General features: G+C 48.3%; 23 protein-coding genes and 1 riboswitch. Of the genes, 15 read left to right on the top strand and 8 right to left on the bottom strand.

Annotation, left to right across the window (positions count from 1 at the left end; all coding sequences use genetic code 11):
- Window positions 1-17 precede the first annotated feature (17 nt).
- From MHM95_RS02180 to MHM95_RS02155, 6 genes are all read left to right on the top strand, one after another.
- On the top strand, window positions 18-1,811 hold the full coding sequence (locus MHM95_RS02180; RefSeq protein WP_239384087.1) for a HAMP domain-containing sensor histidine kinase: 1,794 nt from the start codon (window positions 18-20) through the stop codon (window positions 1,809-1,811).
- Window positions 1,812-1,900: 89 nt separating this feature from the next.
- Window positions 1,901-2,233 carry a metalloregulator ArsR/SmtB family transcription factor gene (locus MHM95_RS02175; protein WP_045978378.1) on the top strand — a complete coding sequence of 111 codons (333 nt, stop codon included), beginning with the start codon at window positions 1,901-1,903 and terminating at the stop codon, window positions 2,231-2,233.
- Between the two features lie 11 nt (window positions 2,234-2,244).
- Window positions 2,245-3,249, top strand: a complete 1,005-nt coding sequence (locus MHM95_RS02170) for an ArsJ-associated glyceraldehyde-3-phosphate dehydrogenase (RefSeq protein WP_239384086.1) — start codon at window positions 2,245-2,247, stop codon at window positions 3,247-3,249.
- A 9-nt stretch (window positions 3,250-3,258) separates the two neighbouring features.
- A complete protein-coding gene (gene arsJ / locus MHM95_RS02165; RefSeq protein WP_239384085.1) occupies window positions 3,259-4,452 on the top strand; it encodes an organoarsenical effux MFS transporter ArsJ in 1,194 nt (397 codons plus the stop codon).
- A gap of 160 nt (window positions 4,453-4,612) precedes the next feature.
- Window positions 4,613-5,299: a signal peptidase I gene (gene lepB / locus MHM95_RS02160; RefSeq protein WP_239384084.1), complete on the top strand. Its 687-nt coding sequence runs from the start codon at window positions 4,613-4,615 to the stop codon at window positions 5,297-5,299.
- Between the two features lie 3 nt (window positions 5,300-5,302).
- Entirely contained in the window at window positions 5,303-5,995 is a 693-nt protein-coding gene (locus tag MHM95_RS02155; RefSeq protein ID WP_239384083.1) for an aspartate/glutamate racemase family protein, read from the top strand.
- 17 nt (window positions 5,996-6,012) lie between these two features.
- Here MHM95_RS02155 and MHM95_RS02150 read toward each other — a convergent pair whose 3' ends face one another.
- The 5 genes from MHM95_RS02150 to MHM95_RS02130 all read right to left on the bottom strand — a co-directional run bounded on the left by MHM95_RS02150 (window position 6,013) and on the right by MHM95_RS02130 (window position 11,816).
- Window positions 6,013-6,609 carry a DUF998 domain-containing protein gene (locus tag MHM95_RS02150; RefSeq protein WP_239384082.1) on the bottom strand — a complete coding sequence of 199 codons (597 nt, stop codon included), beginning with the start codon at window positions 6,607-6,609 and terminating at the stop codon, window positions 6,013-6,015.
- 58 nt (window positions 6,610-6,667) lie between these two features.
- Window positions 6,668-7,141, bottom strand: a complete 474-nt coding sequence (locus MHM95_RS02145; RefSeq protein WP_239384081.1) for a hypothetical protein — start codon at window positions 7,139-7,141, stop codon at window positions 6,668-6,670.
- Between the two features lie 68 nt (window positions 7,142-7,209).
- A complete protein-coding gene (locus MHM95_RS02140; RefSeq protein WP_239384080.1) occupies window positions 7,210-9,996 on the bottom strand; it encodes an ATPase in 2,787 nt (928 codons plus the stop codon).
- Window positions 9,997-10,545, bottom strand: coding sequence for a hypothetical protein (locus tag MHM95_RS02135; RefSeq protein WP_022945119.1), 549 nt, complete (start codon window positions 10,543-10,545; stop codon window positions 9,997-9,999).
- Window positions 10,542-11,816: a hypothetical protein gene (locus MHM95_RS02130; protein WP_239384079.1), complete on the bottom strand. Its 1,275-nt coding sequence runs from the start codon at window positions 11,814-11,816 to the stop codon at window positions 10,542-10,544. The genes MHM95_RS02135 and MHM95_RS02130 overlap by 4 nt, the downstream gene beginning before the upstream one ends.
- 314 nt (window positions 11,817-12,130) lie before the next feature.
- On the opposite strand from MHM95_RS02130, the gene nhaD reads away from it, so the two are divergent.
- The 7 genes from nhaD to lysC all read left to right on the top strand — a co-directional run bounded on the left by nhaD (window position 12,131) and on the right by lysC (window position 17,948).
- A complete protein-coding gene (gene nhaD / locus MHM95_RS02125; RefSeq protein WP_239384078.1) occupies window positions 12,131-13,378 on the top strand; it encodes a sodium:proton antiporter NhaD in 1,248 nt (415 codons plus the stop codon).
- Window positions 13,379-13,625: 247 nt separating this feature from the next.
- On the top strand, window positions 13,626-14,045 hold the full coding sequence (locus tag MHM95_RS02120; RefSeq protein ID WP_138547428.1) for a GNAT family N-acetyltransferase: 420 nt from the start codon (window positions 13,626-13,628) through the stop codon (window positions 14,043-14,045).
- Between the two features lie 37 nt (window positions 14,046-14,082).
- Complete coding sequence (locus MHM95_RS02115; protein ID WP_239384077.1) at window positions 14,083-14,574, top strand: M23 family metallopeptidase; 492 nt, start codon at window positions 14,083-14,085, stop codon at window positions 14,572-14,574.
- 11 nt (window positions 14,575-14,585) lie between these two features.
- Entirely contained in the window at window positions 14,586-14,930 is a 345-nt protein-coding gene (locus MHM95_RS02110; protein WP_239384076.1) for a hypothetical protein, read from the top strand.
- A 31-nt stretch (window positions 14,931-14,961) separates the two neighbouring features.
- Entirely contained in the window at window positions 14,962-15,417 is a 456-nt protein-coding gene (locus MHM95_RS02105) for a hypothetical protein (RefSeq protein WP_239384075.1), read from the top strand.
- Between the two features lie 299 nt (window positions 15,418-15,716).
- Window positions 15,717-16,190 carry a hypothetical protein gene (locus MHM95_RS02100; RefSeq protein ID WP_239384074.1) on the top strand — a complete coding sequence of 158 codons (474 nt, stop codon included), beginning with the start codon at window positions 15,717-15,719 and terminating at the stop codon, window positions 16,188-16,190.
- A gap of 155 nt (window positions 16,191-16,345) precedes the next feature.
- Window positions 16,346-16,518, top strand: a riboswitch (Lysine riboswitch).
- Window positions 16,519-16,598: 80 nt separating this feature from the next.
- Window positions 16,599-17,948, top strand: coding sequence for a lysine-sensitive aspartokinase 3 (gene lysC, locus MHM95_RS02095; protein WP_239384073.1), 1,350 nt, complete (start codon window positions 16,599-16,601; stop codon window positions 17,946-17,948).
- On the opposite strand, the gene MHM95_RS02090 is transcribed toward lysC, so the two are convergent.
- Complete coding sequence (locus MHM95_RS02090; RefSeq protein ID WP_239384072.1) at window positions 17,920-18,633, bottom strand: 4'-phosphopantetheinyl transferase superfamily protein; 714 nt, start codon at window positions 18,631-18,633, stop codon at window positions 17,920-17,922. The genes lysC and MHM95_RS02090 overlap by 29 nt on opposite strands.
- Before the next feature lie 90 nt (window positions 18,634-18,723).
- Between MHM95_RS02090 and MHM95_RS02085 the strand changes: the two genes are divergently transcribed.
- The gene (locus MHM95_RS02085) at window positions 18,724-20,046 is read left to right on the top strand and encodes a sodium-dependent transporter (protein WP_239384071.1); all 1,323 of its coding nucleotides are present in this window, start codon (window positions 18,724-18,726) and stop codon (window positions 20,044-20,046) included.
- Window positions 20,047-20,064: 18 nt separating this feature from the next.
- On the opposite strand, the gene MHM95_RS02080 is transcribed toward MHM95_RS02085, so the two are convergent.
- Entirely contained in the window at window positions 20,065-21,045 is a 981-nt protein-coding gene (locus tag MHM95_RS02080; RefSeq protein ID WP_239384070.1) for a 2-hydroxyacid dehydrogenase, read from the bottom strand.
- On the bottom strand, window positions 21,011-21,523 hold the full coding sequence (locus tag MHM95_RS02075) for a glutathione peroxidase (RefSeq protein ID WP_022945131.1): 513 nt from the start codon (window positions 21,521-21,523) through the stop codon (window positions 21,011-21,013). The genes MHM95_RS02080 and MHM95_RS02075 overlap by 35 nt, the downstream gene beginning before the upstream one ends.
- 97 nt (window positions 21,524-21,620) lie before the next feature.
- Here MHM95_RS02075 and MHM95_RS02070 point away from each other — a divergent pair, with 97 nt between their 5' ends.
- Window positions 21,621-22,505, top strand: a complete 885-nt coding sequence (locus MHM95_RS02070; protein ID WP_239384069.1) for an NAD(P)-dependent oxidoreductase — start codon at window positions 21,621-21,623, stop codon at window positions 22,503-22,505.
- Window positions 22,506-22,520 lie beyond the last annotated feature (15 nt).

Raw genomic sequence — 22,520 nt, 5'->3', positions numbered from 1 at the left:
ATCTATAAATCAATACATTGAAATTACAACGTTTTGCAACCTGGCTTTTGGGCTCAGCTGTCCTCATTATTGGCTCCTTAATTGCCGCCACAACTTATGTCTACTTTAGTTTGCACACCTTAACTGACGTGCAGCGTCAGGTGCAGCAATATCAGTATTCTGTAGACCGATTAGTGATATTAAAAAACGAGCTGCTACTGAATCGCGACGAAGCCAGCGTGCAGGCACTACATCGGCAAATAGACAGTCATATTGCCGCGCAATTAAGTAATCCTTTTAATGCCCAAACGCATGCCCAATCTGCACTTATCACTGAAACTCAGCAAGCCCTAGAGGAATACATAACACACCTCAATACCTTGGTGAGTTTGTTAACGCGTATGGGACTCAATGAGGATAAAGGTCTACGCCAGCACTTTCGTGCCCAAGCACATAAACTGCAAGAGTTAGCCGAAGAGCAAAACAGCCTCACTCTAAACAACGAAGTATTAGAGCTAAGAAGGCGTGAAAAGGATTACTTAATGCGCTTTGATGACCAGTACCTGGCGCAGCATCGCCAGCATTATGACGCTATCCTCACCCTCATAGAGCGCCAGCAACTAGGCAATAGTGCGTCTCGTATACTTAAAAGTTATGGGCAAAACTTTGCAGAAGTGGTGGCGCTGTTTAACCGCATTGGTGTGCATGGTGATGAGGGGGTAAGGCAGACGTTGAGGCAGCAGGAAAGCCGCATCGAGGACTTATTGCAGCGACTCGATATTCAATATACGCAAACGCAAATCGATGATGCGTTACTTGCGATCACTGCCACCTTGGTGGTTGTAGTTCTTGTTGCCGTGGTGCTGTTAGCGTTCTTGCAGCTTCTGAGTATGCGCGTCAATGATTCACTCACGCGCTTACACCGGCAAATCAGGCAAGTCATGGATGAAGAGGACTTCTCCTCACGCACAGGCCTAGATGGGCGCGATGAAATAGGACGGTTGGGCCAGGATATCGATCAACTCTTTGCCTTTATTGAAGAACTTCTTGAACGCTTAGCGAATGCACAAAATAAGCTGGTAGAGGAGGCTAAGCTCGCCAGTTTAGGCAGTATGGTCAGTGGCTTTGCCCATGAACTTAATACGCCAATTGGCGTTGCCATTACTAGCCAGTCATTGTTGAAAGACCAATTTTCCTTACTGAAAACAGATTTTTCCACCGGAAAGTTGAAAAAACATACTCTCAGCGCACTTATTGATAACGCCGAGCAATCGTTAGCGCTGTTGGAAAATAACCTCAATCGCAGCGCCAGTTTGATTGATACATTTAAAATGATGGCGGCACAAAACCAGTATGACAAAGAAGGCCTATTTAATGTGCGCACAACTGTGAGTCATATCATGACTAGTTTGCAGTCTGAGTTTGATTCGGCTGTGGCTATCTACCACATTGATATTGATGAGCAGCTTGAGATAATTTCTTCACCCGCAGCGCTGACCCATATTATAACCTGCTGTGTGCGCAATTGCTTGATGCATGGCAAGACAAGCGGTCGCACGCTGGAAGTCGGTATCAGAGTGAAAGAGCAAAATAGCGCGTTGCACTTGTTTATAGAAGACAATGGGCCCGGCATTGAGGAGTCGTTATTGAGCAAAGCATTTGAGCCTTTCATTACCACCAAGCGTCATGAAGGTGGCACAGGGTTGGGTTTGGCGATTGTCTACAACCTAGTCCGTAGTAATTTAGATGGCCAAATCACCTTGCACAACCTACCGCAACGAGGTTTAAGCGTGCATGTGACCTTCACGCCTAAGTCTATCCAGCGCGGATAGCTTATATGTAACTTTCCATATATACGTTATTGCATATATACAACCTTAAGGGTAAGCTAGGTATATTCGATATTTCGTATATGTGGTTTATGGCTGTACATTTTTTTAAAGCGCTCAGTGATGATACCCGTCTACAGACGTGTTTACTTATTGCCGAGCAAAAAGAGCTGTGTGTGTGTGAGTTGGTTTGCGCCTTGGCACTGAGCCAGCCGAAGATATCTCGCCATTTGGCGCTGCTAAAAGAGGCGGGGGTGTTGGCGACACGCCGAGACCGCCAATGGGTGTATTATCGTATCGACGACACCCAACCCCAGTGGCGGCAGCAGATTATAGCCACCACGCTAAATAACCAAGCAGAATTAATAGAAGATGCACTGGCGCGATTACAGGCAATGGATAATCGCCCTTCGTGCTGCGATTGATGGAGAAAACCATGACATTGAAAGTAGGCATTAATGGCTTTGGCCGCATGGGCCGGTTGGTGTTGCGCGCGGCCTATGACTGGCCGGAAATAGAGTTTGTTCATATCAACGACCCCGCAGGTGATGCTGCTACGCTCGCGCACTTATTGGAATTTGATTCGGTGCACGGACGTTGGCAATACCCAGTTAGCGCTGATGATGAGGCTCTGTGCATCAATGAGCAGCGAATCCAATGCAGCGCTAATAAGGCGATTGCTGATACCGACTGGTCGCAGTGCGATATTGTTATAGAAGCATCCGGAAAGATGAAAAGTACCGAGCTGCTGCGCGAGTATCTCGCCCAAGGGGTGCGTAAAGTGGTGGTCACCGCTCCGGTTAAAGAGCAAGGCGCCCTTAATGTGGTGATGGGCGTGAATGATGCGCTTTATTGCCCAGATAGCCATGATATTGTCACTGCGGCTTCATGCACCACTAACTGTCTCGCGCCGGTGGTTAAAGTGTTGCAAGATAAAATTGGTATTAAGCATGGCTCCATGACAACCATCCACGATATCACCAATACGCAAACGATTTTGGATGCCCCTCATAAGGACTTACGCCGAGCGCGTGCCTGCGGTATGAGCCTGATCCCCACCACCACCGGCTCGGCCACGGCTATCACCCATATATTTCCTGAACTTAAAGGCAAGCTCAACGGTCACGCAGTGCGAGTGCCCCTAGCGAATGCATCGATCACCGACTGTGTGTTTGAGCTTAACCGTGAAACCACAGAACAAGAGTTAAATGCCTGGTTTAAAGAGGCAGCTCAGGGCGAGCTCAAGGGCATCCTAGGTTATGAAGAAAAGCCTCTGGTATCAATAGACTACCGCACCGATCCGCGTTCAAGCATCGTTGATGCCCTGTCGACCATGGTGGTCAATGGCACCCAGGCGAAGCTGTACCTGTGGTATGACAACGAGTGGGGTTATGCCAATCGTACCGCCGAGCTGATGCGCAAAGTCGCCAATAGCCTGTAGGGACCTGCTATGAATACATCGCCAATTCAGCAGTATGGCGTGATCACCGCAAATTATTGGGCCTTTACGCTCAGTGATGGCGCCCTGCGCATGCTGGTGGTTCTGTACTTCTACCAGCTCGGCTATGCGCCCTTGGCCATTGCCATGCTGTTTTTGTTTTACGAGTTTTTTGGCGTGGTAACCAACCTTGTGGGAGGTTGGCTTGGGGCCCGTATCGGTCTTAATCGCACCATGCAAATAGGCATGGCATTGCAACTGATTGCTCTGGCCATGTTGTTAGTGGATAAAAGCTGGCTCAGTGTTCCTTGGGTAATGGCAGCGCAGGCACTCAGTGGCATAGCCAAAGATCTCAATAAAATGAGCGCGAAAAGTGCCATTAAAACCGTGGTCAGTGACGCACAACAAGGGCGTTTATACCGTTGGATAGCGCTACTTACAGGGTCTAAAAATGCCTTAAAAGGGGCGGGCTACTTTGCCGGTGGTGCGCTGCTGTCGTTACTCGGTTTTAGCGGTGCGGTGATTGCGTTAATGGCGGTGGTGGGTGCCGGCTTTATCCTCAGTGCCCTGTTGCTCGGCGAGGATTTAGGTCGTAGTAAGTTTAAACCTAAATTTCGGCAATTGTTTTCTAAAAACGCGGCACTGAATCGCCTGGCAGCTGCGCGTATGTTGCTTTTTGCTTCTCGCGATGTCTGGTTTGTGGTGGCCTTACCGGTGTTTTTTATTAGCGAGCTAGGTTGGCAACACACCGAGGTTGGCAGTTTTATGGCGCTGTGGATTATTGGCTATGGCGTAGTGCAAAGTATCGCGCCGCGCTTTAGCCGTTATGCCCGTGTGTCGGTATTTCACCAAGCAACCGCATTTAGTGCATTGTTGACGCTAACAACGGCGCTGTTAATAGCGGTGTGGTTGCTGTTTGCCACCACCCAGAGTGTGCAAAATATTGTCTTGGTGGTCGGGTTATTGTGTTTTGGTGCGGTGTTTGCGGTTAACTCATCGCTGCATAGTTACCTGGTCGTCAAACTCGCAGACAGAGATGCAGTATCTTTGGATGTGGGCTTTTATTACATGGCCAACGCCATGGGAAGGCTTATTGGCACCGTGTTATCGGGTTGGTTATACCAACAAAGCGGCCTACTGGCGTGTTTAGTCAGCGCGTTATTGATGCAAATAGCCACCTGGTGGGTGACCCGAAAAATAGCTTAAATACGCGGCCAAGCAAACGCTTGTGGCCGCTTTGATATTCTTTTTTTTGCTGTCAGTACGGCCGTTTTGTTTTTCCATCAAGGGCAACCGCATACACTCTTTTACATTTTTCGCCGAACTTTTTGTGCTCGCGCCCACCTAAGGCAAAAAGGAGTGAACAATGTCTCAACCAGCTAAACGCCGCCATTGGGCTGCGCAATTAATTAGAAACAACCGTGGATTTATCTGTTTTATTATCGGCATGTCGGTATTTCGCAGCGCTTTTGCTGATTGGTATACCGTGCCGACGGGCTCTATGCTGCCAACAATAGAAGTGGGTGACCGTATTACCGTAAATAAGATGGCCTATGATTTGCGCGTCCCTTTTAGTGATGTTTCGCTGTTACGAATGGGCGAGCCAGAGCGTGGCGATATTGTGGTGTTTGATTCCAAGGCAGCTGATAACCGACTCATTAAGCGTGTTGTGGGAGTGCCAGGCGATACCATCGCCATGCGCGATGAGGTGTTAATTATCAATGGCCAGGCGCAGCGTTATAAGGTGACAAAGGAGAACGCTAAGGCGTTATTTGCCACCGAGTTGCTCGGTGAACTCGCCCATGCCATTCGTATAGATAAAACCCGTGCCATGCATGCAGGTAACTTTGCGCCGATACTCATCCCTAACGATCACTATTTAATGATGGGCGATAACCGCCGTAACAGTGCCGACTCTCGCTACTATGGCTTAGTGCCACGGGGGGAGTTAAAAGGGAAAGCTCATCACGTGGCCTTTTCTTTGGACTATGACCATTATTACCTGCCTAAGCGAGAGCGCTTTGGTGAATCCTTATACAGCTATAGTGAGTAAGCGATGAACACCCTAGGCATTATTGGCGGCATGAGCTGGCAAAGTACACAAAGCTACTATCAACTTATAAATCAAGGCGTGGCGCAGCGATTAGGGGGGCTGCACAGTGCTCAATTAATTCTCAATAGTGTCGACTTTGCCACTATTGCGCAGCTACAGCACGACAATCAGTGGCCGCAACTGGCAGATCGCCTCGGCTATGCTGCAACACAGTTACAGCGTGCAGGTGCTGACTGTGTGCTTATCGCCACCAACACCATGCATAAAGTCGCCGATGAGGTAAGCGCCCATATTGATATACCACTTTTGCATATCGTTGATGCGGTCGGTGAAGCGCTGCAACAACAGGGAATTACCACCGTAGGTCTGTTGGGCACGGCGTTTACCATGGAGCAGCCTTTTTACCGCCAGCGCTTGTATGAGCAGTTTAATATCAGTGTCCTAGTGCCGAATGCTCAGCAGCGCCAGCGCGTTCACGAGGTGATTTACCAGCAATTGTGTAAAGGGCATATATGTCAGCAGGCTAAGTCTGATTACCTAAACATTGTCACTGAGCTCGGCCACCAAGGAGCCCAAGGCGTCATCTTAGGGTGTACAGAAATCGGGCTGTTGCTAAAGCAACACGACACTGCCATGGCATTATTTGACACCACGGCACTGCATGCGCAAGCGGCGGTCAATTTTGCCTTGCGCTAAATGACACAGCAGTGTGTCTAGTCAATTATATAAAATGAGAACACCACCAACCATAAGATTTGCCAGCCGTAACTCAAACGTTGATATAGGCCTGGGTAAGTGCGTGCTTTAAAAGCTAGATGAAGCCGATAGCAAAAATATAAGCAGGCGCAGACACACAGTAGCGAGAATCCCCGCATAAGCGATGTGAACTTCGATGATAACGCGACTATGCTCGGGGCAATGAGCAAGGAAAGCAACATCAGCGCCCCACAATAGGAGTGAATGGTGCAGCTCAGGGTGGGGTGCTCAGTATAGGGGTCGCTATCCATCGCAAACAGCCCGCACCCCCAGGTTGATACCCCATGCACAATGACTAAGATGCCGATACTCAGATAGGCCAGTGAACCGTCGCTGACGCTGATGACATAAGCGCCAAACAGAGTAAAGAGCAGCCCTAATGGATAATTATTTATCAGCGGTGAGAGGGTATATGTCGGGCTGCCAGTGGCGCCAAGCTCACTACAAAACTGGCGAGTATGGCTGTATTGAGGATAGAACAGTGACGCAACATAGACCCCAGTGATGAGCCAGATAGAGGCAGCGATCCCCGAATATTGCAACATGCTTTGCATCGTTTTCTTCCCTGATTTATTGCTATTAACGTGTAGCTATCAAAGTACCACTTTTTACTTAATCACACATGATAAACGCTTTTTGAGTCTGGTCACTGCGAGCACCAGCTAGTTGAGCAACTTGGAGTAGCTCAGGGGTTATTGCAAATTCGGCCCCCGTGCCTGGCCAATAGAAGTCACTCGGGATGGCAGCGTTCTCATTTAAGCACAGTGTCAGTAACACCGGCGCTGCGGGGAGTAACGCTTCTTCGCCTTTTTCCACCAACATCGCGTAGCTAATATCACCACTTTGCTGTCCTCGTATTGGGGTGATAATCTCGCCACGGTAGATATGCCACACTAAAGCCTTATCATCGGTAATACTGCTGACGCTGTGCACGCGCACCACTGCGCTAAAGGGGGTTTGTTGTATACTTCTTTGCAAAAAATCTTGCTGGGCATCAAGCATACTCGGGCTTGGGGCTTGCCCAGCATAACTGCAATTAAGCGGCAAAAACGCCGCGACTAACAAACACAAAAATCCTTTTCTCATTCTATGCTCCCAGCGTGGTAGCTAATTTAAAGGCGACAGAAATAAGTACCTTCCATCGCAGTCATTTTTTAGCTAGCTTGGCCTTGCTCTACTTTAATCCAGTCACGCTCGTCAACCCAGTTCTGTTTACCATCACCCAGGGTGCGAATCGGGACGATATAGTCGCAGCTTATTTGCGGCTTCACCGAAGCAAAAATAGGTACAAAGCCAAAGCTCAGTGCGGTTTCAATGATCGCCTGTTGATTTTGTGGGTCAATATCGGCCGCTTCATCAATATATAAAGGCACGCGATACAGGCTTTTTTCTTTGTCGGATAGCAAATGGCGTATAAATAGCATGCCACACAGCAGTTTAATGGTGATACGGGTGCCATTGGAGCCAGCGGAATCTATTTTATCGAAGTACTCGGTTTCGCCAGCGCGATTAATCACCTGAAAGCGAATATCGAATAAATCGCTCAATGTTAGCCCAGCCTTTTCCGAGGCGAGCTTAATTAACTGATCTTTCGCCTCATTCACCTGCGACTCGTTGATATGCTGCTCTGAGAGCAAATCAAGGCTGTCACCTTGTTCATACAGATCAGAGGTCGCCAAAATGGTATCAATGCTTTGCACTAGCATCTGCCTAGGCAGTACATCAATTTTAAAGCCTTGCAGGTTAGAGATTTGCTGCTCACTGATGCCATCGTTAAACAACCGCATCTCTGCCGTTAACCTATCCAGGTCTTGGCGTAACCCTTTGATCGTTGCCGCTACCTCGGTGAGGGCCACACGGGCTTGGCGGTTGACGGCTTCGCGTTCGTTATCAATGTTGTGATAGGCACTGATGAGCTTTTGGTATTTACTCAGCTCATCGCTTTCGTTGTCGAACTTGGTAATCCCGGCATTGTAGATGTGTAAGTAGGTGTTGCGAATATTAATATCGAAGTTGCGCAGCTCCTGACAATCTTTGTTAAAGGTATGAATGGTGTCAGCCAGTGAATCAAAATCAAAGTTAATGTCGATTAAGTACGGCGTCACCTTACCGCCTACAACATCTAGCATGTGGTCGATACGCTCGCTTTTAACCTGCTCTAAGCGTGCCTTTTGTCGTGCCAGGGCTTCAATCTTGGAGTTCACTATTGCGCGGCTATCGGCAATCCCCGCTGCACTTTGCTGTACCTCGCTGAGATAACCATCCACCTCTTCCTGCTCGGCGTTCAGGGTCTCCATCAGTGCCTGCTGCGCTTGCTGCGAGCGCTGCATCACCTGGTATTGCTCATAGCGCTTTAATGCCGCCTCTTGGGCCATCAACTGTTCATAAAGGGCGTCACGCTCAGCTTGTTTGCCGGCGACATCGGCGGCTACGTCACGCTGCGCTTTTAAATCGGTTAATGAATGCTCCAATGACTGCAATTGCTCGGTGAGCTGTGCTTTATCGGCGCCACTTTGCATTTGCACCACAGGCAGCTTTTTAAGCTTGATGGTGGCACCGGGCAGCACTAATTCGCCGCCGCGTATCGCCTCGCTCAACAGGCTTAAGAAGTCGCCAAAGGCGTGCTCATCGTCAATGCTAATTTCGCCGCCGCTGGTGGTGGCAAAAGAGAGCAGGTCTGGGTTTAAAATGCGCGAAATTTCTTCAACCTCTTTAAGCGATAAATCTTCGCGCATGCGAGTAAACAGGTTGTACTCAAGGTTTTTGAGTTGCAATTTCAGGCTTTTAATTTGCTTTTGCGTTTCCTTAATACGGAAATCTAAGGTGTGTAAGCTTTGTCCTTCGGCGCTTTTCAGCGAGTGACTAAGGGTTTCATATTCACCTTTCAGTGCTTTGAGCTCGCTGTGTAAGGTATCACTATTAGCGAGTTCAAACTCATGATGCAGAGCATCAAAATCACTAAACCAGGCGTTGAGTTCGGTCATTTTGCGCTCAATATCCCGAGATTGTTGCACATATAAACGCTGTTTTTGCTCAAACTCGTGCTTTTGCGATTCAATGGCCGAGAGTTGCTCATTGAGCTCGTCATTTTGCGCCTCGAAGTACTCAGCATACTCGCCCAAGGCAACATCTATTTTCGGCCCATAGGCACCCAGCTTCCCCTTGAGTGCGCTTTGATGTTCCAGCATATTTTCCAAGGCGGCAATGGGCTCTTGCATGGTCTCTAAGGCATTGAGCTCGCGGCGGGCTCGGTTAACCTTATCAAAGGCGCGTTGCCACACTTCGTAGAAGTCTACATGGGCGTTGGACATATGGCGTTCAAACACACGCAGCATAAAGCGTTTAACATCGCCGGCCCCGAGCTTATGAAGGTTAAGCATACGGCGAAAAATTTCTTTGTAAGTAGGTGCGTCGCTGACATTATTAAGCGGGATCATGCGTAAGTTGATATCGCCGTCAAAGGGTGTAGCACCGCCAATCAGCAAGGCATTGAGCTCTTGCGCCTTAAGCTCGAGCGGCTGGTAGCCTTTGTCTTGTAAATGCTTAAATAACCGGGTGTACTTAACGATGCGTTTATTGTCGGTAAAATCCTCTAAATTTAAAGCGCCGTTATAGCAAAAATACTGATGAGCGAAGCCCGCTATTTTACCCAACCCAGCGACGCCGATGACCACTTTGCCATGGGGAAGATCGGCCTCCAATAAAATGTAAGATTGGTCGGAGGCAAAATAAAACTTACGAGTTTCCTCTAAGTCATGGCCATCCCACTCGGTGAGCCGCAAATCGTTAATCAAAGGAAACTGTAAGGCATTAATGACCGAGCTTTTTCCGGTGTTGTTAGGAGCACATATAGAGCTACTTTTATGCAAGGGGATAACGCACTTGGCATAGCCGGCAGTATTTAACAACGCGAGTTTGCTTAATCCATGTAACTGCTGCATTTATAGCTCCTCGGCGCTTTCTAGCGCATCACTGTTTACTTCTAATAGGGCATCTAAATAGCGATGGATGGGCGCGAGCAGGCGAAAGGCATGGTCTTTTTCTTTGCATAGCCCCAAGCGCACCATGCGCATTAACACGTCTTTGCGCAGGTCGGTGCCGGAGAAAATCTCCAGTTGGTCAAACAGCACCTTGTTGTGCAATACCAACTCTTGGCATAGCTCTAAATCCACCTCACTGTCGAATAGCGCACGCATTGGATCTTTACCGGCATTGGCGTAGTGTTCGATTAAGGTGTAGATAAAAAGCGCGATGGCCCGCGATATTTTGCCCATATTGGCGGTGCCTTCATCCATAGCGAAGTAATAAAAGCCTCGCGCATCATGCACAAGGGTGTGGCCTAAGGCCGTAAATAACAGCTCGTATTGGTCTCGCTGTTGGTCTAGCTCTTGCCAGGCCAAGTTGTCTTGCTCGCTGATGTGGTAGCCACTGACTAGTTTTTTGTTAATGTAATGCAGTTGCGTTAGCTGCGATAAATCAATCTGACTCATACCGGGTCATTACTCTCATTAGTGGGCTCGCTGGCGGCAACGAAGGGATACAAGGTAAAGCGCTTGCCAGCGAAGGTCTTTTGTTCGGGGTGGGTATCTTGCTCGAGTGCTAAGCTCGCGTCGTTAATAAGCTTTTGATACAGATAAAGTAGCTCATCGGCTTCTAGTTCTGGGTAGGAGCCACTGAGTACATCGATAACCTGTTGTTTGCCTGCGCGCTTTTTATTGTTGCCTTTAAACAGTGCGCGTACATCGCCATAAGCGGGGATCGCTGGCGGTGTATAGGGCGCAGCTTGGTCGCCATCGGGCAGCTCAAAGTCGTGCTCTTCAAATTCAGCCAGCCCTGCCATATAGGCTGTTAGCTGAGCATTGCTGCCGAGCTGGTGGCGCATCGGATCGGAGGCGAAAAATGGCTGATGGGCACTCATAACCGTGTCTAACCCGCGCTTTCTTATGTGTGCCAGCACTTTTGCTGCCTGACGGGTGATCAATGTGTTTTGTCGTAATTCCTCACGCAGTGGCATAAGAATATCGGCGCTGTGACGCAAGCTTTGCTGACCCACTTGATGCATATCGAGGATGCGGGTGCGCAGCTGCTCAAGCATGCGAATACTGGCGCTGTCACGACCACTTTGCTTGAGTGTATACAAGTGCGCGCTGAGGCCTTGCTCAATGGCATCAAAGCACAGCTGAAATGGGCCGTTGATATCGAGCATGGCTAACATCGGCTCGATGTACTCATCGAACGCTTCAATAACGGCTTTGTAGCGTTTTGCCAGCGACAAGTGCGAGGCGTCAGACTTGGCTTGCTCAACCAAGTTGTAAATGGCATTTTCGTTATGTCGATAGAGCTTAACGATTTTGCGAACCCGTTCATCCATAATCCGGCTGTAACGACTAATATCCATGTAATCAGCATCATCTACCGCTTGTGCCAATTTAGTGCTTAAGCGTTGCAGGTCTTCCACCAAAACGTGAATCTCTGCGGCCACACCAAGACTTTCATCTTGCAGCAAGTAAGCGGCAAAATCACTAATGGCGCGGTTAATCTCCAACTGCGAAGACTTGGCCAAGGGCACCAAGATATCTTGATTGAGTAGGCGGTTGGTTTCTTTGTATATTTGCGCGCCGGAATAATGGGGAAAGTGCTGCTTCACTATACTCTGCACTTCTTTAATACTGAAATCGCCCATCTTGTAGCGTTTAATCAGAGTTTCCAGCACCGGCCATAGCTCTATCAGCGTATTGAGAACGCGCTTGGCTAGTATCATGTTATGTATTCTTTGTGCTTGGCAATGGGGAGCGATTATAACGAAAGCGAACTAAGGGTAAAACAGCTTTTGCGCCGTTGCGCAAGCTTTACACGAGGGGAGTAAAAAAATTGTCATATTAGCGTATTTGGTAATAGCCCCGGGACATAAGCGGTGTTAGAATTCGCGCCGCTTGCAGACCAAAAACCTGTTATTGGTCTGACAATTAACCCAGGGTACTCCTAAGTTTGTTTTTTGTAGCGCGGGTGTGTGCATACGGGCAGTAAACTTAGCAGTATTGTTCTATTCGCCTATAGCAAGGAAAAATACCAAAAATGGTCAGTGCGCTCATCTTGACGCTCATTGCCGTGGCCTTTGTGCTTATTGTCGTGGAAGATGTCATCCACGTGAATAAGGCTAAAACCACGCTGTTTTTCGGCACCCTGTGCTGGATCATCCTCTTTATCTCCCCACTAAACGGTCACTCCCTCGACCACATTAAGCATGAACTCAATGAGAATATTTTAGAAATTGCCACCCTTTGGCTATTTTTAATGGCGGCAATGACCTTTGTTGCCTATCTCAATTCGAAAGGGTTCATTCAAAACTTAGTGCAACGCGTATTGCCCAGCGAAATTAGTGAGCGTAAATTAATGTTCCTGATTGCTGGTTTTGCCTTTTTGTTTTCGTCGATTTCCGACAATATCACCGCAACCTTAGTGTCGTTGGCGGTGGTGATGTCGTTGAAGTTAGACGGACGCAAGCTGGTCAAGTACGCTACGTTAATCATCTTCGCGGTTAACTCAGGGGGGGTGTCGCTTATTACCGGTGATGTCACCACGCTAATGATCTTCCTTGCTGATAAAGTCACCATAGCTAATCTTCTGCTGCTAGTGGCCCCAGCAGCACTGAGCGTTATTGTGCTCGCTGCTTTGTTATCGATGAAAATGAATGGTCGAGTGAGCTTCGCCTTGGGCGAGCCCAAAGCGATAGAAAAGACCGATATTACCATTGCGGCTATTTTTATCTCCACCATTGTCGGTACTCTAACAATGAGTGTGCTGTATTCCATTCCGCCTTTGCTGACCTTTTTGTTCGGGCTTTCGGTGATGTTCCTAAGCGCCCAGTTCTTGATGCGTAAAAAAGACGTGAATAAAAAAATCATCGACTACATTCGTGAAATTGAATACGACACCTTACTGTTCTTTGTTGGTGTGTTGCTGTTGGTCGGTGCGCTAAAAGAGGTTGGAGTGCTGGCGCAATTTACCCACTTGTATGAAGTATTGGCACCGAATCAAGCCAACTACTTGATGGGCATACTCTCGGCAGCGGTGGATAATGTGCCACTGACCGCAGCGTTATTAAAAGCAGATATTCACATGCAAACCCGTGACTGGCTCGCGTTTACCTATGCCACCGGCGTGGGTGGGTCGATGCTAGTTATCGGCTCGGCCGCAGGTATCATTGCCATGAGTAAGGTGCGTGACCTTACCTTTATGAGCTATCTGCGCAATACGGTGTACTTATTAATTGCTTATTCAGTAGGTTACAGCGGAGCCTACTTGATGGGTGCGTTTGTTTAAGTACTGCAAAGTGGTATATCATTGACAGTATGAGGGCCATTATTTTGGCCCTCAAAATGCACACATATAGGCATGGATTGCGATTACACGGTAAAAAGGATTGGCGCCGATTTTTTAGTTATTAGCAGTGATGTGCACCTTGGTTCTTAGAACTGGTCGTTGATCGCTGCAAAACATTTCCTTTCTCTGTAAGCTTCGCTTTTTATATCGGTGTTTAATTAGCTGCATCTATGTATTCAGAGGCCATATGACGTTAGAAGTAATACAGAATCCAGAACAAGACTTACTCGACTTTATTGCTCAGCAAATCAGCCAATATAATTGGGCCCATTGGCAAAATGTAGAACGCAAACCTTTAGCGGTTAGCTGGCGCGATGAACAAGGCGAAGTAAAAGCCGGTGCCAGTGGTCGCACCTTTGGTCATTGGTTGCTATTGGATTATCTTTGGGTGAGTGACACATTGCGTGGGCAAGGCATCGGCTCACAGTGTCTCACTGCCATAGAACAAGCTGCAAAGGCGCGCGGGTGCACCTATGTGCTGCTCGATACCTTGGATTTTCAGGCGCAACCGTTTTATGAGCGCCATGGCTATGAAACGCAATGGGTGCAACAGCAGTATCCGCTTAACGGCAAAAAATATTTTATGAGCAAACAGCTTCATGAGTAAGCCGAGACGGTACTTAAAAAGAACAAGGAGGTTAGTTTTGGCGGCATTACTGTTTGGTTTTATATTCGCGTTTCTAGTGCCCGAGCCGGTGACCATTCCCGTGCATGGGGCAAGTAGCGCTGATTGGCATCAAGATACCTTTTGGTATGAACCTTGGGGAAGCTCTGGGATGCATAAAGGGGTAGATATTTTTGCCAATAAAGGCACTGACGTGGTGGCCGCTTCACATCACTTGGTGATTTATCGTGGACAGTGGCCCAAGGGCGGCAATGTGATGATTGCCCTCGGACCAAAATGGCGATTACACTATTATGCTCATCTAGACAGCTTCAGTGATAGCGAACGTCGTTGGTTTAGTGGCGGTGAGCAAATAGGCAGTGTTGGCACCAGCGGCAATGCCCAAGGTAAAGCCGCTCATTTACACTACTCATTGGTGACTTTAATTCCTTACTTTTGGCTTATTGATAGCGCCCCCCAAGGCGTCAAGAAAGCCTTCTACCTCAACCCTATAACTTATTTCGGCAACTAACGGAGCAACGGATGCGATTAGTATTACTGGCTTTGGCGTTTATTTTACTGCTATGCAGTTGCGCAGAACCCGTCCCTGCACAAAAGCGCGATTATGTCGGGCACTGGCAAAGTCCCAGCATGAGTCTATTGATTCTTGAAGATGGCTCAGTTGCCTATAAACGCTATAAAAACGGGGGCTCCACCTCAGTGGAAGGGCCGCTGCAATCATTTGAGGGTGACAACTTCAGTGTTGGCATTGGTTTTTTCAGCACCACCTTCATCGTCAACGAGCCACCCAACAACAACGACGGTCAGTGGACTATGGTTGTTGACAATGAACGGCTAATAAAACAACCGTCTGCCTACAGCCACTAAATTCAGTTTTCATCAAACAAGGAAGACCCCAGTGAGTCAACTTACCCGCAAAAAGCAATTTGCCATGCGTGCGGTGATCACCCGCGCTTTATACACCGGTGCATTATTTATCTATGTACTGTTTTTTATTAATTTTATGATGGAGCAGAGCTTTTGGGCGCAAGCGATATCGGTGTTGATATTTAGTTTTATGCTCAGTGCCCAGTATCAATGGAGCATCGAGCCCATACGCTGTAGTGCCATATTTGTTGAGCATGGGGTACTGAACTTACTTGATACGCCGATAAAGCTCGCTGATGTCAAAGAGGTCATTTACTGCCAGCACCAGCGTTATGAACATATTGTTCGTTTTCGCTATCACAATAGAACTTTTCAAGACTTTGAGCTCTCCTCGAGTGACCTGATAGCCGATTTACAGCTTTATCATTTTTTAGTGGCCCAAGGTTTGGTGGTGCGCATGACTGAAGATAGTAGTCAGTTTTCTTAGATATTGGCGAGCACTCACTATTAGCTTATCTCATGACGATTTTATTCACAGGAAAGGTAACTTTATTTTTCACACAATATCGAGCATTTATTCTTTATAAGAAAATTTTTATAAATTGATTGTTGCGTAATTAAGGAATTATAACGTTGGCTTTTTAATGAAAAAGAGGTGTTTAGATTTATTTATTGTTGATAGGTTAATAGTGGTTTGATTGAAAAATAATCAACTTAGTTTCTGTTTATATAAATGATAAGTTTATGTAGCATTTTTGTTTCCAAACTATTGTTAAGGAAATAGAAATGAGACAAAAAATTTTATCAGCCTGTGTGTTGGCGTTGCTCTTTTTCGTGGCCAATAATGTATTGGCATCTAGCTCACAAATAAAAGTAACAGACTACAATACCTTCTATGATACCCAAGTAAACAGTGTAAATTGCGGAGGGTATTGGGACGAGCGATTAGTGAGAGTCTGTGATTATAGAACCGAGTTAGTAGACGTTTCTTACAAACGTTGTCACTACAGGCTCAGTGCACCGGCTCCTAATAGCGATGCGCCAGAGTGGCAAACTCGCGTTGTATTATCAACACAAAGTTGCCCAGCAAACTGGACAATTGCCGGACCTTCTGGCCAGGCTCCCGGTGGCGTATATATGCATCAACACAACTCCTATTTCACTCAACAAGAAGAGCAAACCGTCGAATATAATTGTCGTATGGAAACGCGAACTGTTTGGGTGCCAGTTGATGGTGAGCATTGCCCCATACAACCTTAATTAGATTCCATAATCGGCAATACACAGGCTGGCTGCGGCCAACTTGTGTATCCAAGCAATCATTCACCGCCAGAACACCTCCAGTGAAGTGTGATATTGACTTCTAGCCGTCTGCTAGGTACATTGCTGATTCACTTCGGTCGCAAGATCGAATGTGTCGCAGAAGAGGTGCGATAGCTAGGTAGTAAACGTGAGGCCGACGACAGCCTTTGATCGTTTATGAGGGAGACTATCGCCGAGGAAGTGCATTGTGCGTCGCAATGGCTTTCGGTTCTTGAGGCTGAATCCTCGGAACTGTCACCTGTAGGGGTGGAGGGCTTCTGGCAATGGACATTCTTACCTTTTTAGTCTTGCCAAGTTCTCCTGATTGTATTTGAAAAATAACTCGTTTTTCATCTCGGAGAGATAATGAATCAGGAATATTCTGTCGCCAAGTTTGGCGGCACTTCAGTGGCCGATCATGGCGCTATGAACCGGTGTGCACAAATCATCGCTGCTAATAACAACGTGCGTGTAGTAGTTGTCAGCGCCAGTGCCGGGGTCACCAATCACCTGGTAGCGTTATGCCAAAGTGCATTGACGCCACAGCAGCGCCAAGCGCACATCGATGGGGTGATCGCTATCCAGCTTAATATTCTCGAATATGTCAGCCTTGATGCCGATTTAGCCCACGGCTTTGATGTCACCTTGAGCGCTTTTCGAAGCAGCGCTGAGCAAGCGCCACAATCGAGCGCTCACAGCGATGAGCTACTGAGTTTTGGCGAGCGCTTCTCCTCTTATTTGTTTACTCAGGTATTACGGGAACACGGCGTGGCGGCAACGCGCTTTGATGTGCGTTCGGTGCTCAAAACAGATAGTCAGTTTGGTAAAGCCCAGCCCAATATTAAAGCTACGGCACAGCAAGCCCATGCCCAATTGCTGCCGTTGCTTAAAGATCAAGTGGTTGTCACTCAGGGCTTTATGGGCAGTGATGACTATGGCGATACCACCACCTTAGGGCGCGGGGGGTCGGATTACAGTGCGGCCTTATTAGCTGAGGCGATTGGCGCGAACAGCGTATATATTTGGACCGATGTGGTCGGTATTTTCAGCACCGATCCCAGAGTCTGTACCAAAGCCGCACCCATCGCCCACTTAAGCTTTGACGAAGCCGCCGAAATGGCAACCTTTGGCGCTAAAGTCTTACACCCGGCGACCATTTTACCCGCTGCACGCAGTGGCATCAGTGTGTTTGTCGGCTCCAGTCGCGAACCACAAGGGGGTGGAACCTGGATACAAAAAACGCCACAAGGAGACACTTTAGCTGGAGTTCGCGCTGTGACTCAGCGTAAAAACCAAATTCTCTTGACCCTGAAAAGCCCGGAAATGCTATTAGCGAGCGGCTTTTTAGCGCGGGTGTTCACTATTTTGAGTGAGCATAAAATCTCCGTTGATTTGGTCACAACTTCGGAGATAAGTGTCGCATTGACGCTTGATAATGCCCCTAATGCCAGTCGTCCGGAGCTTGATCAGCAAGCCCTCGAGCGTTTAAGCGAGTTTTGTCATGTGTCAGTTGAGAATAACCTCACATTGGTGGCGTTAATTGGCTCGGAGATTGTCCTGCGTCAGAGCGAGTTGAATTTAATGCAGGTGCTCAGTGAGTTTGATATTCGCCTCATTTGTCACGGCGCATCGAAACATAACCTGTGCTTCTTGGTTGAGCAAAGCCAGTCTGATGCGGTGGTGCAAACTATTCATCAACGGCTGCTGGAAGGTTAACAGTGAGCACCGGGCGCTGCATGTCGGTGATAAGACTGATATCAAAGTGCCCGGCAAATAGTTCCTGACAATATACCTGGCCATCAAGGGCGGCGATAAGCTCCAAAATGGGCTGGCCTAACAAGGTGGCAATAGGTTGCTTAGTCGCTTTTGCGTAGGCTTCTTTTAACGTCCAGACCCGGAAAAAGGTCTCAACATCGCGGCCAATATCTCTTGCCTCGGCCTCGGGATAATAGTGCGCCGCCAGCTTTTCAAAGGCGCGTGCGTTGTCAATTTTCTCAATATCTACGCCTAATAAGGTTGCGCCGCGCGTCATCGCCACGGCAATGTGGCCGTGAGCGTGGCTGATGACCACCCGCGCATCGAGGGGGTGGCCATTAATGCTCAGTATCAGCTGCGCCTGATCAACGTCAAATTCACTGCACCAGGCAGCAAGAGGGTAATCGCGATACTGTGGGTATAATTGTCGCGCCAGCTGTTTTATGGCCCAGCGTGTGGCGCGATATTCCTGCTGCGCCTGCACCTTTTTACGCTTTGCTAAGACCGCTCGCTCTGTGCGGTTCAAATGTGCGTCATTTAATCCACCGTGCGCTTTAGCACAATAAAGCAACACCACGTCGCTGTGCTTGGCATGTTGCTCGGTATCGGTCGGTAAAGGTGAAAAGCGATAGGCAGGGTTTAGCATCAAGGACATTCCGATAAGCGTGGCTATGACTACTTTAATACGGGTAATTATGATTTAATAGCGGCAAAACAATAACAGATATCCCTGCGAATGACGAATAAGCGTGACGGTTTCCAAAGCCGTATAGGTTTTGTACTAGCGGCAGCTGGTGCAGCAGTAGGCCTAGGTAATATTTGGGGTTTTCCAACTCAAGCAGCGAATCACGGTGGCGGTGCTTTTTTACTGGTGTATTTCATTGTCATCTTTGCCTTGGCACTACCGGCACTGTTCACTGAGCTGTACTTGGGCTACGCCGCTCAAGCCAACCCGGTACAAGCACTTAAACGTGCTTGGCAACCAAAAGCGGCAAAAATAGGGGCAGGGGCTGGTTATATTGGTTTAGCCGGGGCTATTGTCATGCTGAGCTTTTATTCTATCGTGGCTGGGTGGATGTTGGCCCATGCCTTAGCGCCGCTGTGCGAGATGCTGGGTATGAATGACGCTGCCGCATTTCTAAGTGGCGATTCTCTTGCCCGTAACCTTATTTTCACGCCGCTGATGTTGGTGTTAACCGCAAGCATTATTTTAAAAGGGGTCAAAGCAGGGATTGAAGCCTGGTCGCGGCGATTAATGCCGTTGCTTTTGGTGCTGTTAGTTGGCTTGATTTTCTATATCGGCTCGTTACCCGGCGCCGGTGAAGGCTTTAGTAATTACCTGCAACCTGACTTTACTAAGGTGTGGGATCCAGATTTAATCATCGCCGCCATGGGACAAGCGTTTTTCTCATTGTCGCTGGGGGTAGGGTGCATGATGATCTACGGCTCGTACTTAAAGCCTGGAGCGAATATCGGCAAGCTGACCCTGAGTGTGGCCGCCCTTGATACATCGGTAGCGTTTTTGGCCGGTCTGCTTATTGTGCCCGCGATTTTTGTCGCCAGCCACAATGGCGTGGAAGTATTCCAAAACGGCAAACTCATTGGCGAAGGGCAACTGATCTTTGCGGTGCTCCCGCAATTGTTTAATACCATGGGCAGCATGGGGCTGGTGATTGCTTTGGCCTTTTTCGTTCTCATGTCGATTGCTTCGCTGACCTCGACCATTTCTTCGACCGAGATCCCGGTGGCGTTTTTGGTGGAAAATCATGGTATCGGCCGTAAAGCAGCCACTTGGCTGGTTAGCGCCGTGGTGATGTTGGCATCGCTCACCATAGTATTTAACTTCGATTGGCTGTTTGGCTTAGTGATCCAAGTATTTACTCAGTACCAGTTGCCTTTGATGGGATTGTTCTACTTTCTTACCCTCGGTTGGGTGTGGCGCCGTGGTAATCAATTAGCGCAATCTGACAAGATGAGTATTATGGCGCTGCGCTGGTATATACGCCTAGTATGTCCGGTGCTAATGACCGCCGTGTTTATTAATGTGGCGCTGAAATAGCCGGCGCCACTTAGTGTTTTAAGGAGCGCAAACGCGATTGGTTAGCGCTTCACCCTTGGCGTATTGCAGTAAATTATCAAAGGTGGTTTGCACGATTTGCTGCAACGCTTCTTCGGTGAAAAATCCCTGATGCCCAGTGATCAACACATTTTGGAAGGTGAGCAGGCGGGCGAAGACATCATCTTGAAGAATCTCCTCTGAGCGGTCTTTAAAAAACAACTCCGACTCTTGTTCGTACACGTCTAAACCCAAATACCCAAGCTGACCGCTTTTTAGCGCATTGATACAGGCTTTGGTATCGAGCAGGGCGCCGCGCCCGGTGTTAATCAACATAGCGCCGCGTTTCATGTGGCTCAGTGCGTCGCTGTTTATAATATGGTGGGTTTGCTCGGTTAAGGGGCAATGCAAGCTAATAATATCGCTTTGCGCTAATAATGTGGCTTTATCAACCAGGGTAAAGTCGCCTTCAGGTTTTGCTGGGTCGACCACCAGTACTTTGGCGCCAAAACCATTCAGTATACGGCACAGCGCCAGCCCTATTTTACCGCACCCGATAAGCCCCACGGTTTTGCCGTGTAAGTTAAAACCTAGCAGGCCGTTGAGGTCGAAGTTATCCTCACGCACACGGTTATAGGCTTTGTGGGTTTTACGCGATAGGGTCAAGATCAGGGCGAGACAATGTTCTGCCACAGCCTCTGGGCTGTAGGCGGGCACCCGCGCAACCTCAATACCTAAGCGTGCGGCGTGGTCTAAATCAACGTTGTTAAAACCTGCACAGCGCAGTAAAACCAGCTTAATACCTAGCTCGTTGAGCTTATCGAGCACCTGTTTGTTGACCACGTCATTTACAAATACGCACACGCTGTCGCACCCTTGCGCCAGCGAGGCAGTGAGCTCATTAAGCTGAGCATCGAAGAAATGGATCTCAACGTTATCTGGACAATGTTCGCTGAATGCGTGTTGCTCATACCTTTGCGAGCTGAATAGGGCTAATTTCATCAAGTTGACTCTCTATTACCGCACGAAGGGTATCGGGTTTGGTCCGAGGTGCGTAGCGGTTCACCAGTTGGCCCTGAGAGTTTATTAGAAATTTAGTGAAATTCCATTTTATTGCCCGGTTTTGTGCAATGCCCCGAGTGTGTTCTTTTAAATAATTAAACAGCGGGTGGGCGTCAGGACCGTTGACCATTACCTTACTAAACAATGGAAAGCTAACATTAAATGTGCTGGTGCAAAAGGCTTTTATATCCTCATTTGAGCCTTGCTCATGGCGGCCAAATTGATTGCAAGGAAATCCCAATACCACTAAGCCCCGCTGTTGGTAGTCGCTAAAAACACGCTCCAACGCACTATATTGATTACTAAAGTTACAGGTACTGGCGGTGTTTACAATAAGTGCAACGCGTCCTTGTAACTGTTTAAATGAATAGGGCGTGCCATCGATGAGGGTGGCATTGAAATGGTAAATACTATCCATTGTGAGCTCCATAACTCAAAACAAGGCGTTTTTGTACGATGCCTTTGTTATACTTTTTTGCGTTTTCTCGAGGCTATCAGGCAAATAGGTCAAAATTATGTCAAAAATGTGTACCTTTATCGGTTTAGGCGTCATGGGCTACCCCATGGCCGGGCACCTGCAACAAGCAGGGTTTGATGTGTGTGTATACAACCGTACAGCGTCAAAGTCGCAGCAGTGGGTAGAGCAATATGGCGGGCGCAGTGCTGCAACGCCAGAACAAGCGGCCCAAGGCGCAGACTTTGTGTTTGTATGTGTTGGCAATGACGATGATGTGCGCAGCGTGATTTATGGTGAGCATGGGGCGCTGGCGGGTATGCACGAGGGCGCCTTGCTTGTCGATCACACCACCACCTCCGCCGAGCTCGCCCGTGAGTTGGGTGATGCCGCTAAAGCCCAAGGTATTGCCTTTATTGATGGGCCGGTCTCTGGTGGCCAGGCGGGCGCCGAGAATGGTGTATTAACCGTGATGTGTGGCGGGAGCGATGCGGCTTATGCCAAGGTGCAGCCAGTGATGGCAGCCTACAGTCGCTTTAGCCAATTACAAGGTGATATCGGCAGCGGCCAGCTCTGTAAAATGGTGAATCAAATTTGTATTGCCGGTGTGGTACAGGGGTTGGCGGAAGGTTTACATTTTGCGAAAAAAGCCGGGCTCGATGGCGACAAGGTGGTAGAGACTATCGCCAAGGGGGCAGCCGGGTCTTGGCAAATGGAAAATCGCCATCAAACCATGTGGCAAGGAGAGTATGAGTTTGGTTTTGCCGTCGATTGGATGCGCAAAGACCTAGGTATTGCTCTTGATGAGGCGCGCAATAACGGTGCTAGCCTAGGTCTTACGGCATTGGTGGATCAATACTACAGTGACGTACAAGCTATGGGCGGTGGCCGTTTTGATACCTCCAGCTTACTGGCGCGGTTGGAAAAGCTGAACCCCAGTAAGTAGCGGTATACGCCCACA

This window comes from Pseudoalteromonas sp. CnMc7-15 (assembly GCF_022347925.1).
Classification (GTDB): domain Bacteria; phylum Pseudomonadota; class Gammaproteobacteria; order Enterobacterales; family Alteromonadaceae; genus Pseudoalteromonas; species Pseudoalteromonas ruthenica.
This window is presented reverse-complemented; position numbering and strand designations above follow the sequence as displayed.

Excerpts from the sequence above, each read along its gene's own strand:
- MHM95_RS02075 (WP_022945131.1), bottom strand. The coding sequence starts at position 21,523 with ATGGATAGTATTTACCATTTCAATGCCACCCTCATCGATGGCACGCCC.
- lysC (WP_239384073.1), top strand. The coding sequence starts at position 16,599 with ATGAATCAGGAATATTCTGTCGCCAAGTTTGGCGGCACTTCAGTGGCC.
- lepB (WP_239384084.1), top strand. The coding sequence starts at position 4,613 with ATGTCTCAACCAGCTAAACGCCGCCATTGGGCTGCGCAATTAATTAGA.
- MHM95_RS02155 (WP_239384083.1), top strand. The coding sequence starts at position 5,303 with ATGAACACCCTAGGCATTATTGGCGGCATGAGCTGGCAAAGTACACAA.
- MHM95_RS02090 (WP_239384072.1), bottom strand. The coding sequence starts at position 18,633 with ATGCTAAACCCTGCCTATCGCTTTTCACCTTTACCGACCGATACCGAG.
- MHM95_RS02070 (WP_239384069.1), top strand. The coding sequence starts at position 21,621 with ATGTCAAAAATGTGTACCTTTATCGGTTTAGGCGTCATGGGCTACCCC.
- MHM95_RS02145 (WP_239384081.1), bottom strand. The coding sequence starts at position 7,141 with ATGAGAAAAGGATTTTTGTGTTTGTTAGTCGCGGCGTTTTTGCCGCTT.
- MHM95_RS02085 (WP_239384071.1), top strand. The coding sequence starts at position 18,724 with ATGACGAATAAGCGTGACGGTTTCCAAAGCCGTATAGGTTTTGTACTA.
- MHM95_RS02100 (WP_239384074.1), top strand. The coding sequence starts at position 15,717 with ATGAGACAAAAAATTTTATCAGCCTGTGTGTTGGCGTTGCTCTTTTTC.
- nhaD (WP_239384078.1), top strand. The coding sequence starts at position 12,131 with ATGGTCAGTGCGCTCATCTTGACGCTCATTGCCGTGGCCTTTGTGCTT.
- MHM95_RS02080 (WP_239384070.1), bottom strand. The coding sequence starts at position 21,045 with ATGAAATTAGCCCTATTCAGCTCGCAAAGGTATGAGCAACACGCATTC.
- MHM95_RS02150 (WP_239384082.1), bottom strand. The coding sequence starts at position 6,609 with ATGCAAAGCATGTTGCAATATTCGGGGATCGCTGCCTCTATCTGGCTC.
- MHM95_RS02135 (WP_022945119.1), bottom strand. The coding sequence starts at position 10,545 with ATGAGTCAGATTGATTTATCGCAGCTAACGCAACTGCATTACATTAAC.
- MHM95_RS02140 (WP_239384080.1), bottom strand. The coding sequence starts at position 9,996 with ATGCAGCAGTTACATGGATTAAGCAAACTCGCGTTGTTAAATACTGCC.
- MHM95_RS02120 (WP_138547428.1), top strand. The coding sequence starts at position 13,626 with ATGACGTTAGAAGTAATACAGAATCCAGAACAAGACTTACTCGACTTT.
- MHM95_RS02110 (WP_239384076.1), top strand. The coding sequence starts at position 14,586 with ATGCGATTAGTATTACTGGCTTTGGCGTTTATTTTACTGCTATGCAGT.
- arsJ (WP_239384085.1), top strand. The coding sequence starts at position 3,259 with ATGAATACATCGCCAATTCAGCAGTATGGCGTGATCACCGCAAATTAT.
- MHM95_RS02170 (WP_239384086.1), top strand. The coding sequence starts at position 2,245 with ATGACATTGAAAGTAGGCATTAATGGCTTTGGCCGCATGGGCCGGTTG.
- MHM95_RS02130 (WP_239384079.1), bottom strand. The coding sequence starts at position 11,816 with ATGATACTAGCCAAGCGCGTTCTCAATACGCTGATAGAGCTATGGCCG.
- MHM95_RS02175 (WP_045978378.1), top strand. The coding sequence starts at position 1,901 with ATGGCTGTACATTTTTTTAAAGCGCTCAGTGATGATACCCGTCTACAG.